Genomic DNA, 13,161 nt, shown 5'->3' with positions numbered 1-13,161 from the left:
GGCGCACGGGGGCGCGGGGGCGGCGCTCAGCGGGCCGTCCGCGTGTGCACGTACTCGACGAGCCGGCTCAGCGCGTCGGGGTCCATCGCCGGCATCACGCCGTGGCCCAGGTTGAAGACGTGGCCCTCCAGGTCCTTCGCGGCGTCGAGGACCTCGTCGGTCTTGGCCTCCACGACCTCGCGCGAGGCGAAGAGCACGGCCGGGTCCAGGTTGCCCTGGAGGGCCTTGCCGGGGCCGACGCGGCGGGCGGCCTCGTCGAGCGGGACGCGCCAGTCGACGCCGACGACGTCCGCGCCGGCCTCGCCCATGAGGCCGAGCAGCTCGCCCGTGCCGACGCCGAAGTGGATGCGCGGGACGCCGTAGGGGGCGACCGCGTCGAAGACCTTGGTGGAGGCCGGCATCACCGAGCGGCGGTAGTCGGCCGGGGCGAGGGCGCCGACCCAGGAGTCGAAGAGCTGCACGGCGGAGGCGCCGGCCTCGATCTGGACCTTGAGGAAGGCCGAGGTGATCTCGGCGAGGCGGTCGAGCAGGTCGGCCCAGAGCTGCGGGTCGCCGTACATGAGCGCCTTGGTGTGCTCGTGGCTGCGGGACGGGCCGCCCTCGACGAGGTAGCTCGCGAGGGTGAAAGGCGCGCCGGCGAAGCCGATGAGCGGGGTGTCGCCCAGCTCTCCGGTGAGCATGCCGATGGCCTCGGTGACGTAGTGGACGTCCTCGGGGGTCAGGTCGCGCAGCCGGGCCAGGTCGGCGCGGGTGCGGATCGGGTCGGCGACGACCGGGCCGACGCCGGGCTTGATGTCGAGGTCGATGCCGATGGCCTTGAGCGGGACGACGATGTCGCTGAAGTAGATGGCGGCGTCGACCTTGTGGCGGCGCACCGGCTGGAGCGTGATCTCGGTGACCAGCTCGGGCCGCATGCACGACTCGAGCATGCGGATGCCCTCGCGGACCTTCAGGTACTCGGGGAGGGAGCGCCCGGCCTGTCGCATGAACCAGACGGGGGTGTGGGGCACCGGCTCGCGTCGGCACGCCTTGAGGAACGCGGAGTCGTGCGTCCGCGACTGCTGCTTCGTCTGCTGGCCCTGCGGGCTGTCCATGGCACTCACGCCCAAATCTTCGCATGTGGCGGGAAGCCGCTCGTCCGGGCCGGGTGTCCTCCCTGCACAGAGGCCCCGTTCCGCCTACTCTTCCCCGCATGGCTGCGGCTCAGGGACATTTTTCCGATCATTCCGACGGCGATCGAGGGACGGACGAAACGGCGGACAGTACGGAGGCGAATCCGGTTCCGCCCGCGTTCCGGCGGGCGGTGGAGGCCTTGCGGTCGGCGAGGCTGCGGTCCGAGATCGAGATCGATCCGACCAGGCCGCCGCAGCGGCTCGCCCCGTACGCGTACGCGGTGGAGGCGGCCGTCGTGGAGGGCGAGGAGGACCTGGCGGACGGGCGGCTCGTGCTGCTGCACGACCCGGACGGCCACGAGGCCTGGAAGGGCGCGTTCCGCCTGGTGACCCTGGTCCGGGCGGAGTTGGAGCCCGAGATGGCGGCGGACCCGCTGCTGCCCGAGGTGTGCTGGTCCTGGCTGACCGGGGCGATGGAGGCGCGGGGGCTCGCGTACGGGGAGGCGAGCGGGACCGTGACGATGGCGGGCTCGCACTACTTCGGCGGGCTCGCGGACCGCAGGCCGGCGACCCAGATCGAGATCCGGGCGTCCTGGACCCCCCGCGAGGGCCTGGGCGGGGTGCCGGACACGGGGGCGCACCTGGCGGCCTGGTGCGATCTGCTCTGCCAGATCGCGGGGCTGCCGCCCGCGCCGGCGGATCCGGGGGCGGGGACGGTGACGGGTGCGGGGGTCGTCTCGTTGCCCCAGCGCCGGGGGCCGCAGGGGGCCTGAGGGTCCCGGCGCGGCTCCCGGCCCCCTTCGGAAGGGTGCTCCGGGGCTCCCTCGTGGGAGTGAGGGGGCGGGCCCGCTCGTAGGATGATCGATCACGTGTCCGAATCGCCCTAATTGTTACTCACCAAATCGTGATCTTTCCCTAAAGGCGGGCGGCCCGGCTGCCGAAGGAGTCAGTGACCCCTTCACATCACGGGTTCGCCCCCGGCTTCTTCCCCGAGCCGGCTCCGTCCCGCACCCTTCCCCCCAGGAGGCCTGGTGTCCGTTCTCCTCGAGCAGCCCGCAAGCCTGGTCGCCTACCGCCCGAACAAGCCGACGGCCATGGTCGTCGTGGCCGATCCGCGCGTCCGTTCCACCGTGACCCGCCACCTGTGGGCCCTCGGAGTACGCGACGTGATCGAGGCTTCGTCCATCGCGGAGGCCCGTCCCCGCGTCGGCAACCCGCGCGACATCTGCGTTGCCGACGTCCACCTGCCCGACGGCAGCGGTCTGACCCTGCTGTCCGAGACCCGCGCGGCGGGCTGGCCCAACGGCCTCGCCCTCTCGGCCGCCGACGACATCGGCGCCGTGCGCAACGCCCTGGCGGGCGGCGTGAAGGGCTACGTCGTCACCGGCACCCGCACCAACATCGGCCACCCGACCCGCCCCGGCGCCGCCCCCATCGGCGCCGCGGCGGCCCGCCTCGGCCACCGCCGCCCCCCGGGTGCCCCGAGCCACCCGGGCGGCTACCGCGAGCTCTCCGGCCGTGAGGTGGAGGTGCTGCGGCTCGTCGCGGAGGGCCAGTCGAACAAGGCGATCGGCGTCTCCATGGGCCTCTCCGCCCTCACCGTCAAGAGCCACCTCGCCCGCATCGCCCGCAAGCTGGGCACCGGCGACCGCGCCGGCATGGTCGCGGTGGCCCTGCGGACGGGGATCATCCACTGACGGCCGGTGGACACGGGTCGGCGCCTGTCGGCGGAACGTTCCGCCGACAGGCGCTTGCCGTCGACCGATACCCTTGACACGTGACCGACGCCCAAGAGACCGCAGCAGACACAGCACTGCGCACCACCGGGGGCGGCCCCCCGGACGACGACGTCCCTGCGAATGGGCTTCCGATCCCGTTGCTGGAGCCCCGTGAGGGGATCCCGCCCGTCGTCGAGACCGAGGACGCCCTCGCCGGGGTGATCGCCGCGTTCGCCGCCGGAAGCGGCCCCGTGGCCGTGGACGCCGAGCGCGCCTCCGGCTACCGCTACGGCCAGCGCGCCTACCTCGTCCAGCTGCGTCGCGAGGGCGCGGGCACCGCGCTCATCGACCCCGTCGGCTGCCCCGACCTCTCGGGGCTCGGCGAGGCGCTCGCCGGGACCGAGTGGATCCTGCACGCCGCGACCCAGGACCTCCCGTGCCTGCGCGACATAGGCATGCTCCCCACCTCGCTCTTCGACACCGAGCTGGCCGGCCGTCTCGCGGGCTTCCCCCGGGTCGGCCTCGGCGCGATGGTCGAGTCCGTCCTCGGCTACGCCCTGGAGAAGGGCCACTCCGCGGTCGACTGGTCCACCCGCCCGCTGCCCGAGCCCTGGCTGCGCTACGCGGCGCTCGACGTCGAGCTCCTCGTCGACCTGCGCGACGCGCTGGAGAAGGAGCTCGACCGGCAGGGCAAGCTGGAGTGGGCCCACCAGGAGTTCGACGCGATCGCCTCGGCTCCGCCGGCCCCGCCGCGCAAGGACCCGTGGCGCCGCACCTCCGGCATGCACAAGGTGCGCCGCCGCCGTCAGATGGCGGTCGTACGGGAGCTGTGGACGGCCCGTGACAAGGTCGCCCAGCGGCGCGACGTCTCCCCCGGCAAGGTGCTGAGCGACACGGCGATCGTGGAGGCGGCGCTCGCGGTGCCGCTGAACGTGGCCGCGCTCACCGCGCTGCCCGGCTTCGGCAACCGGATGGGCCGGCGCCAGCTGGAGCAGTGGCAGGCCGCGGTGGACCGCGCCAGGGCCCTTCCGGAGGGCGAGCTGCCCCAGCCGGGCCAGCAGGTGGCGGGGCCGCCCCCGCCGCGCGCCTGGGCGGACAAGGACCCGGTCGCGGCGGCCCGCCTCGCGGCGGCGCGCGCGGCGGTCTCGGCGCTCGCGGAGGAGCTGAACCTCCCGCAGGAGAACCTGATCACCCCGGACACCGTGCGCCGGGTCTGCTGGGAGCCGCCGGTCCCGGGCACCCCGGACGCGGTCGCCGCCGCCCTCACGGGCCACGGCGCCCGCCCGTGGCAGGTCGAACTGGTGACCCCGCTGCTGGTGAAGGCGCTGACGGCGAGCGCGTGAACCCCGCTTCCGGAGCCCCCGGCCGCGTGCGGCCGGGGGCTCCGCCGTCCTGTCCGCCGTCCTGGGGGACGGGGGTGGGGTTGCCGGCGGTGTCCATGTCGAAGACTCCGTTGGTCTTGCCGTCGACCTTGAGGTGCTTGGGCCGGTGCTTCGAGAGGTTGTGCACGTTCTGGTGCTGCGTCTCCCACTGGTGCTGCGTCTCCCACACCACCGAGTGCCCCGCGCAGGCCGGCTCGACCGTCACGGGCCCGTGGTGAACACCGCGGCGGACCAGCCGACGAAGGCCACCATGTCCACCTCGCACTCGTCGGGGATGAATTCCACGACGGCGTTCGGTTCGTCCCGGTCGCCGTTCGAGTCGGACAACTGGAACGGGTAGCTCGGCGGGCCCGGCACGAATCCGATCCGGGGCCTCGCGCCCCGGCCGGTGCCGCCTTCCGTCCGTCGGAGGCCCTCCGGCCGCGACGCGGCCGTCGCCCTGGGCCCATCGGGTCGCAGGAGACTTCGATCGGACGGGCGCGCGCCGGGGGCGTTCGGCCGTGTCGGTGGCATCCTCGGTGTGACCTTCACCGCTTGGCCCTCAGGGGGTGGGCAGCCTGGTTACTCACAAGTAGCATGGGGGGAAGCAAGCGCACGCTTAGGCGTGGGCCGCAGCAGCAGTGCCATCCCGCACCCTGGAGGAGAGCCATCGTGCCTCGTACCGTCAGGGACGTCGTCTTCGTCGACGGCGTCCGCACCCCGTTCGGCAAGGCGGGCCCGAAGGGCATCTACCACGAGACCCGCGCCGACGACCTCGTCGTGAAGGCCATCCGGGAGCTGCTGCGCCGCAACCCGGGCCTCGACCCCGCGAAGATCGACGAGGTCGCCATCGCCGCGACCACGCAGATCGGCGACCAGGGCCTGACCCTCGGCCGCACGGCGGGCATCCTCGCCGGGCTGCCGCAGTCCGTGCCGGGCTACTCCATCGACCGCATGTGCGCCGGCGCCCTCACGGCCGTGACGAGCGTCGCCGGTTCGATCGCCTTCGGCGCGTACGACGCCGTCATCGCCGGTGGCGTCGAGCACATGGGCCGCCACCCCATGGGCGAGGGCGTCGACCCGAACCCGCGGTTCGTCAGCGAGAAGCTGGTCGACGAGTCCGCCCTCTTCATGGGCATGACCGCCGAGAACCTGCACGACCGCTACCCCACCATCACCAAGCAGCGCGCCGACGAGTACGCCGTGCGCTCGCAGGAGAAGGCCGCCAAGGCGTACGCCGACGGCAAGATCCAGCAGGACCTGGTGCCGATCTCGGTGCGCCGCACCGACGCCTCCACCGGCGAGACCGGCTGGGGCCTGGTCACCGCCGACGAGCCGATGCGCCCGGGCACCACCCTGGAGTCGCTGGCGAACCTGAAGACGCCGTTCCGCGTCCACGGCAACGTCACCGCGGGCAACGCGGCCGGTCTCAACGACGGCGCCACCGCCTCGATCATCGCCTCCGAGGACTTCGCCCGCGAGAACGACCTCCCGGTCAAGATGCGCCTCGTCTCGTACGCCTTCGCCGGCGTCGAGCCCGAGGTCATGGGCTACGGCCCGATCCCGGCGACCGAGAAGGCCCTCGCCAAGGCCGGTCTGTCCATCGAGGACATCGACCTCTTTGAGATCAACGAGGCCTTCGCGGTCCAGGTCCTCGCGTTCCTGGAGCACTACGGCATCGCCGACGACGACGCCCGCGTCAACCAGTACGGCGGCGCCATCGCCTACGGGCACCCGCTCGCCTCCTCCGGCGTCCGTCTGATGACGCAGCTGGCCCGCCAGTTCGAGGAGCAGCCGCAGGTCCGTTACGGCCTCACCACCATGTGCGTCGGCTTCGGCATGGGCGCGACGGTCATCTGGGAGAACCCCCACTGGGAGGGCAAGTGAGCACCACCGCCGAGCTTCTGAAGGGCGCCGCCGAGCTCTTCCCGGACGAGGTCGTGACCTCGGCCCACGTACGGCACTTCGAACTGCCCGCCGGTGCGGGCCGGTTCGCGCTGATCACGCTGGACAACGGCTTCGACCACACCAAGCCGACCACCTTCGGCCCGCAGTCCCTCGCCAATCTGAACACGGCGATCGACCAGGTCGAGGCCGAGGCCGCGAACGGTGAGATCGTCGGCGTCGGCATCACCGGCAAGCCGTTCATCTTCGCCGTCGGCGCCGACCTCAAGGGCGTCGAGCTGCTCAAGAAGCACGACGAGGCGCTCGCCATCGGCAAGGGCGGCCACGACGTCTTCAAGCGCCTCTCCGCGCTCGCCGTGCCGACCTTCGCGTACTACAACGGCGCGGCCATGGGCGGCGGCGTCGAGGTCGGTCTGCACTGCACCTACCGCACCGTGTCGAAGGCCCTGCCGGCCTTCTCGCTGCCCGAGGTCTTCCTCGGCCTGGTGCCCGGCTGGGGCGGCTGCGCCATCCTGCCGAACCTGATCGGTGCCGAGAAGGCCGTCTCGGTCGTCATCGAGAACTCGCTCAACCAGAACCGCCAGCTCAAGGGCAAGCAGGTCTTCGAGCTCGGCATCGCCGACGCGATCTTCGAGGGCGCCGACTTCCTGGAGCAGTCGCTGATCTGGACCGCCTCGGTCCTCAAGGGCGACGTCACCGTGGACCGTCCCGAGGTCGACCGCGGCGAGGCCTGGGACCAGGCCGTCGCCAAGGGCCGCGCCATCGCCGACTCCAAGGTGCACGGCGCCGCCCCGGCCGCCTACCGCGCCCTCGAGATCATCGAGGCCGCCAAGGACGGCGACCTGCAGAAGGGCTTCGACGCCGAGGACCGGGCCCTCGCGGACCTGATCATGGGCGGCGAGCTGCGCTCCGGCATCTACGCCTTCAACCTGGTGCAGAAGCGCGGCAAGCGCCCGGCCGGCGCCCCGGACAAGTCCCTGGCCCGCCCGGTCACCAAGGTCGGCGTCGTCGGCGCCGGTCTGATGGCCTCCCAGCTCGCCCTGCTCTTCCTGCGCCGCCTGGAGGTGCCGGTCGTCCTGACCGACATCGACCAGGAGCGCGTCGACAAGGGCGTGGGCTACGTCCACGCCGAGATCGACAAGCTGCTCGGCAAGGGCCGCATCAACCAGGACAAGGCCAACCGCCTCAAGGGCCTGGTCTCCGGCGTCCTGGACAAGGCCGAGGGCTTCGCGGACGCGGACTTCGTCATCGAGGCCGTGTTCGAGGAGATGTCCGTCAAGCAGAAGGTGTTCGCGGAGGTCGAGGCGGTCGCTCCGGCGCACGCGATCCTCGCCACCAACACCTCCTCGCTGTCGGTCTCCGAGATGGCGTCCAAGCTCCGGCACCCGGAGCGCGTGGTCGGCTTCCACTTCTTCAACCCCGTCGCGGTCCTCCCGCTCCTGGAGATCGTCAAGGGCGAGCAGACCGACGACGCCTCCCTGGCCACCGCCTTCGGCGTCGCCAAGAAGCTGAAGAAGACCGCGGTCCTCACCAAGGACGCCCCGGCGTTCGTCGTGAACCGCATCCTGACCCGCTTCATGGGCGAGATCCAGAACGTCATCGACGAGGGCACCTCCGTCGAGACGGCGGAGAAGGCGATCGAGCCGCTCGGCCTGCCGATGTCCCCGCTGGTCCTCCTGGAGCTCGTCGGCCCGGCCATCGGCCTGCACGTCTCCGAGACCCTGAACCGCGCCTTCCCGGAGCGCTTCACGGTCTCCCCCAACCTGAAGGCCGTCGTCGAGGCCGGCAAGCGCGGCTTCTACGTCTACAAGCCGGAGAACGGCTTCAAGCCGGAGCTCGACCCCGAGGTCGCCGCGCTCCTGAAGCAGGGCGACGTCGTCCTGACGGAGGAGCAGGTCCGCGACCGCGTCCTCGACGCGGTGGCGCAGGAGATCGGCCTCATGCTGGAGGAGGGTGTCGTCGCCGAGGCGCAGGACATCGACCTCTGCCTGATCACCGGTGCGGGCTGGCCCTTCCACCTGGGCGGCATCACGCCGTACCTGGACCGCGAGGGCGTCTCCGAGCGCGTCAACGGCAAGCGTTTCCTGGCGCAGGGCGTGGCGAGCGTCCCGGCGTAACACCAGGGCGTCACGACGGACGGCCCCGGCACCTCGCACAGGTGCCGGGGCCGTTCCCGTGTCGCGGGCGGGCTCACCCTATGGAGCGCCAGCCTTCGAGCAGCAGCCCCTCGGCCCCCACCTTCTGACGGGTGGTGACCGGCGCGCGTCCGTCGGCGACGGCCATCGCGACCAGACCGCCGTCGAGGCCCCGGGTGAGGACGGCGTCCAGGTTCCCGTGCCGCTCCCCCGTCTCCGACCAGTTCAGGCCCTCCGCCTCCTGCTCGCTGGGGTAGGCGGCGAGGGCGAGCCGGCCGTCCTCGGACTGCTGGGCGAGGACCGTGCAGTCGAAGCCGTCGATGAGGCAGCGGGTGACGGCCGGCCGGCCGGTGCCGACGGCCTTGCCCAGCGGCGTCGGCCGCAGCGAGCGCTCCGGCGACCAGGCGGTGATCTGGCCCTCCTGGTCGAGGTAGAAGGCCGTCACGTGCCCGGAGGGCCCGGTGACGGCGGCGAGGGTGCCCATGGTCACCGAGGCGGGCAGGAGCTCCTCGCGGACCGGCTTCGCCCCGGCCTCGCGCTGGACGTAGCGGACGAGGCCCTTGGCGTGCGAGCTGTACAGCTCGACGAGGCCGGAGCCGTTGGTGACGGCGACCGGCGAGGGGTCGGTCTTGGAACCCATCAGGTCCCACCAGGGGTGCCAGCCGCCCGCGTCCTTCTGCGCGCGGACGCTGAGGCCGCCGCCGCCGTTCCGTACGAAGGCGTAGACGCGGCCCTGGGCGTCCACGGCGACGGCGGGGTTGCCGGTCCAGGGGCCCTTGCCGTTCGAGTGCCCCAGCGACCGCCAGGCGGCCGCGGGACGGCCCGTCTGGAACTGGACGGCGTGCACCAGCTCGACGTGCCCCTCGTCCCCGCCCGTCGGCCGCAGGCCGACGAGGTGGACGTAGCGGTCGGCGCCCTGGCCGACGGCGAGGAAGGGGGTCAGGCCGTCGCCGCCGAGGGAGACGGGGCCGCTCCAGCCTCCGCCGGGCTCCTCGGTCCAGCGCACCACCTCGCCGTCCCGGGGCAGGTAGGCGCTGAACCGGCCCTCCTCCCCTCTGGTCAGCCAGCCGCCCTGGAGCACGGGGGCGGCGGGGCCGTGAGGATGGTCGGTGGGGGCGTGGGATCGATTCGCCATGAGGGGATCCAGCACTCCGGTCGTCGGGAGGAGTTCGGGTACGAACCGACTGTAGTCGCCCTCCCGGACCGTCCCCGACGCGCCCGGGGCCCTGCGGCCCCGGCCCGCTCAGTAGCGGGCTTCCCGGCCCTCCCGGCCGAGCCGGCTGTGACTGCGCCCGTACAGGAAGTACACGACCAGGCCGATCACCATCCAGACCGCGAACCGGAACCAGGTCTCGCCCGGCAGGTTGAGCATCAGCCAGAACGAGGCGGCGATGGAGAGGATCGGCAGCACGGGCACCCAGGGGGTGCGGAAGGCCCGCGGCAGGTCGGGACGGGTGCGGCGGAGCACCATGACGCCGACGGCGACGACGACGAAGGCGAAGAGGGTGCCGATGTTCACCAGGGTCGCCAGTTCGTTGATGCTGGTGAAGCCGGCGACGATCGCGATGATCACACCGAGCAGGATGGTCGGCCGGTACGGGGTCCTGAACCGGGGGTGCGTGACCGAGAAGAAGCGCGGCAGCAGGCCGTCGCGGCTCATCGCGAAGAAGACGCGGGTCTGGCCGAGCAGCAGGATCAGACAGACGGTGGTGAGGCCGACGGCGGCGCCGAAGCTGATCACGCCCGCGTAGAACGGGTGTCCCACCGCCTTGAAGGCGTCGGCGAGCGGGGCGCTGGTGGACAGCTCGGTGTATTTCTCCATGCCCGTGACGACGAGGGCGACGGCCACGTACAGCACGGTGCAGATGAAGAGCGAGCCGAGGATGCCCCGGGGCATGTCCCGCTGCGGCAGCTTGGTCTCCTCCGCGGCGGTGGCCACCACGTCGAAGCCGATGAAGGCGAAGAAGACGACGGAGGCGGCGGTGAAGATGCCCATGACGCCGAAGTTGGTCGGCTCGTAGCCGAAGATCAGCTGGACCAGCGGCTCGCTCCAGCCGGAACCGCCGCCGGGCGGGGTGACGGCCGGGGGGATGAAGGGCTTGTAGTTGTCGCCGACGATGAAGAACAGGCCGGCGACGATCACGATCATCACCACGGTCACCTTGATCGCGACGACGACCCCGGTGATCCGGGCGGAGAGCTTCATGCCCAGGACGAGGACGGCGGTCAGCACGAGGACGAGCAGGAACGCCAGGATGTCGAAGGTGCCGCCCCCGACGTCCGGGCCTTCGAGCGCGGCCGGCAGGTGCCAGCCGATGTTGTCCATCAGGGATCTGACGTACCCGGACCAGCCGACGGCGACCACCGCCGTGCCGAGGGCGAACTCCAGGACCAGGTCCCAGCCGATGATCCAGGCGGGGAGCTCGCCGATCGAGGCGTACGCGAAGGTGTACGCCGATCCCGCCACCGGCACCGTCGAGGCGAACTCGGCGTAGCACAGGGCGGCGAGGGCGCAGACGATGCCGGCGGCGACGAAGGCGAGGGCGGTGGCCGGCCCGGCGTTCTCCTTGGCGACCTTGCCGGTGAGGACGAAGATGCCGGTGCCGATGATGACGCCGACGCCGAACACCGTCAGGTCCCATGCCGACAGGGACTTCCGGAGCGCGTGCTCCGGCTCCTCGGTGTCTCGGATCGACTGCTCGACCGACTTGGTCCGGAACATTCCGGTATTGGCGCGTGGCTGTTGGTCCGTACTCACGTCCACCTCCCTGCCATGGGGCTGCCCGCCCTGTGGTCAGAATGCACGCGAAAGGGCCGGTCGGCACTCCGAAGAGTGAGCCGACCGGCCCAAAGGTGACGCCGGGTGACGCCGATCCGTCAGTCGCGGGCGGGCTCCACGGCCTGGGCGCTGCTCTCGAACCGTCCGTCGAGCCGCGAGACCAGACCGGTGACCTGGCGCGCGACGTCCGGGGCGGTCAGCCCGATCTCGGCCAGGACCTCGGCGCGGGAGGCGTGGTCGAGGAAGCGCGGGGGGATGCCGAAGTCACGCAGCGGTACGTCCACACCGGCGTCGCGCAGCGCCTGGGCGACGGCGGAGCCGACGCCGCCGACGCGGCTGTTGTCCTCCACGGTGACGACGACCCGGTGGCGCTCGGCCAGCGGGGCGAGGGCCTCGTCGACCGGCTTGACCCAGCGGGGGTCGACGACGGTGGTGGAGATGCCCTGCCGGTCGAGCAGGTCGGCGATCTCCAGGCACATCGGCGCGAGGGCGCCCACGGAGACCAGGAGGACGTCGGGCCGCTCGCTGTCGGCCTCGCGGAGCACGTCCATGCCGCCGACGCGGCGCAGGGCGGGGACGGCCGGGCCGACCGCGCCCTTGGAGAAGCGCACCACGGTCGGGGCGTCGGTGACCTCGACGGCCTCGCGCAGCTGGGCGCGGACCTGGTCGGCGTCGCGCGGGGCGGCGAGCCGCAGGCCGGGCACGACCTGGAGGATCGACATGTCCCACATGCCGTTGTGCGAGGCGCCGTCGGTGCCGGTGACGCCGGCCCGGTCCAGGACGAAGGTGACGCCGCACCTGTGCAGGGCCACGTCCATCAGGACCTGGTCGAAGGCGCGGTTGAGGAAGGTCGCGTAGACCGCGAAGACCGGGTGGAGGCCGCCGGTGGCGAGGCCGGCCGCGGAGACCGCGCCGTGCTGCTCGGCGATGCCGACGTCGAAGACCCGCTCGGGGAAGGCCTTGGCGAACTTGTCGAGGCCGACGGGCTGGAGCATGGCCGCGGTGATGGCGACGACGTCCTCGCGCTCCTTGCCGAGCGCCACCATCTCCTCGCCGAAGACCGAGGTCCAGTCGGCGCCGGAGGAGGCGATGGGCAGGCCGGTGTCGGGGTGGATCTTGCCGACGGCGTGGAAGCGGTCGGCCTCGTCCTGGAGGGCGGGCTGGTAGCCGCGGCCCTTCTCGGTCAGGCAGTGGACGATCACGGGGCCGCCGAAGCGCTTGGCGCGCGTGAGGGCGGACTCCAGGGCCTCGATGTCGTGGCCGTCGATGGGCCCGACGTACTTGAGGCCGAGGTCCTCGAACATGCCCTGCGGGGCGATGAAGTCCTTGAGGCCCTTCTTGGCGCCGTGCAGGGTCTCGTAGAGCGGCTTCCCGACGACCGGGGTGCGCTCCAGGATGTCCTTGCCGCGGGCGAGGAAGCGCTCGTAGCCGTCGGTGGTGCGCAGGGTGGCCAGGTGGTTGGCGAGGCCGCCGATGGTGGGCGCGTAGGAGCGCTCGTTGTCGTTGACGACGATGACGAGCGGGCGGTCCTTGGCGGCGGCGATGTTGTTCAGCGCCTCCCAGGCCATGCCGCCGGTGAGGGCGCCGTCGCCGATGACCGCGACGACGTGGTCGTCCTTCTTCAGGACCTCGTTCGCCTTGGCCAGGCCGTCGGCCCAGCCGAGGACGGTGGAGGCGTGCGAGTTCTCGATGACGTCGTGCTCGGACTCGGCCTGCGAGGGGTAGCCGGAGAGGCCGCCCTTCATCTTGAGCTTCGAGAAGTCCTGGCGCCCGGTGAGGAGCTTGTGGACGTAGCTCTGGTGGCCGGTGTCCCAGAGGACCTTGTCCTTCGGGGAGTCGAACACCCGGTGCAGGGCGATGGTCAGCTCGACCACACCGAGGTTGGGGCCGAGGTGCCCGCCGGTCTTGGAGACGGCGTCCACGAGGAACGTCCTGATCTCGTCGGCCAGCTGGTCCAGCTGTTCCGGGGAGAGCCGGTCCAGATCTCGCGGTCCCCTGATACGGGTCAGCAGAGCCACCCGTTCCTCCTTGCGTTGAGCTGGTCGAGCTTGCCGATTTGTCGAGTCTAATGTTCCGTCTTGGATCGTGGGCATCGGGCCGGGGGGTGAGGCGTCACCCGCACGGCCGACAAGCCGCTGATCCGTACGGCTC

At 71.9% G+C, this 13,161-nt stretch carries 10 protein-coding genes; 5 read left to right on the top strand and 5 right to left on the bottom strand.

The window, feature by feature from the left end; translation table 11 throughout:
* Positions 1 to 26: 26 nt before the first annotated feature.
* A complete protein-coding gene (gene hemE, locus ACZ66Z_RS24015) occupies positions 27 to 1,103 on the bottom strand; it encodes a uroporphyrinogen decarboxylase (RefSeq protein ID WP_469937134.1) in 1,077 nt (358 codons plus the stop codon).
* A gap of 89 nt (positions 1,104 to 1,192) precedes the next feature.
* Here hemE and ACZ66Z_RS24010 point away from each other — a divergent pair, with 89 nt between their 5' ends.
* The 3 genes from ACZ66Z_RS24010 (at position 1,193) to ACZ66Z_RS24000 (ending at position 4,173) form a co-directional block, all read left to right on the top strand.
* Complete coding sequence (locus ACZ66Z_RS24010; RefSeq protein WP_469937132.1) at positions 1,193 to 1,885, top strand: DUF3000 domain-containing protein; 693 nt, start codon at positions 1,193 to 1,195, stop codon at positions 1,883 to 1,885.
* A gap of 258 nt (positions 1,886 to 2,143) precedes the next feature.
* Positions 2,144 to 2,809: a response regulator transcription factor gene (locus ACZ66Z_RS24005; protein WP_015037008.1), complete on the top strand. Its 666-nt coding sequence runs from the start codon at positions 2,144 to 2,146 to the stop codon at positions 2,807 to 2,809.
* 80 nt (positions 2,810 to 2,889) lie between these two features.
* Complete coding sequence (locus ACZ66Z_RS24000) at positions 2,890 to 4,173, top strand: HRDC domain-containing protein (RefSeq protein ID WP_469937130.1); 1,284 nt, start codon at positions 2,890 to 2,892, stop codon at positions 4,171 to 4,173.
* A gap of 240 nt (positions 4,174 to 4,413) precedes the next feature.
* Here ACZ66Z_RS24000 and ACZ66Z_RS23995 read toward each other — a convergent pair whose 3' ends face one another.
* The gene (locus ACZ66Z_RS23995; RefSeq protein WP_469937128.1) at positions 4,414 to 4,539 is read right to left on the bottom strand and encodes a hypothetical protein; all 126 of its coding nucleotides are present in this window, start codon (positions 4,537 to 4,539) and stop codon (positions 4,414 to 4,416) included.
* Between the two features lie 324 nt (positions 4,540 to 4,863).
* On the opposite strand from ACZ66Z_RS23995, the gene ACZ66Z_RS23990 reads away from it, so the two are divergent.
* Both ACZ66Z_RS23990 and ACZ66Z_RS23985 read left to right on the top strand, forming a co-directional pair.
* A complete protein-coding gene (locus tag ACZ66Z_RS23990; protein WP_469937126.1) occupies positions 4,864 to 6,078 on the top strand; it encodes a thiolase family protein in 1,215 nt (404 codons plus the stop codon).
* The gene (locus tag ACZ66Z_RS23985) at positions 6,075 to 8,213 is read left to right on the top strand and encodes a 3-hydroxyacyl-CoA dehydrogenase NAD-binding domain-containing protein (protein WP_469937124.1); all 2,139 of its coding nucleotides are present in this window, start codon (positions 6,075 to 6,077) and stop codon (positions 8,211 to 8,213) included. The genes ACZ66Z_RS23990 and ACZ66Z_RS23985 overlap by 4 nt, the downstream gene beginning before the upstream one ends.
* Positions 8,214 to 8,286: 73 nt before the next feature.
* On the opposite strand, the gene ACZ66Z_RS23980 is transcribed toward ACZ66Z_RS23985, so the two are convergent.
* The 3 genes from ACZ66Z_RS23980 to dxs form a co-directional block, all read right to left on the bottom strand.
* Positions 8,287 to 9,366: a PLL family lectin gene (locus ACZ66Z_RS23980; protein WP_469937122.1), complete on the bottom strand. Its 1,080-nt coding sequence runs from the start codon at positions 9,364 to 9,366 to the stop codon at positions 8,287 to 8,289.
* Between the two features lie 108 nt (positions 9,367 to 9,474).
* The gene (locus ACZ66Z_RS23975) at positions 9,475 to 10,953 is read right to left on the bottom strand and encodes an amino acid permease (protein ID WP_469937327.1); all 1,479 of its coding nucleotides are present in this window, start codon (positions 10,951 to 10,953) and stop codon (positions 9,475 to 9,477) included.
* 155 nt (positions 10,954 to 11,108) lie between these two features.
* Positions 11,109 to 13,028, bottom strand: coding sequence for a 1-deoxy-D-xylulose-5-phosphate synthase (dxs, locus tag ACZ66Z_RS23970; protein ID WP_469937120.1), 1,920 nt, complete (start codon positions 13,026 to 13,028; stop codon positions 11,109 to 11,111).
* Between the last annotated feature and the right edge of the window lie 133 nt (positions 13,029 to 13,161).

It is taken from the genome of Streptomyces sp. NPDC107498 (assembly GCF_055582805.1).
The sequence above is the reverse complement of the archived record's forward strand: the minus strand, read 5'-3'. Positions and strand labels throughout refer to the sequence as shown.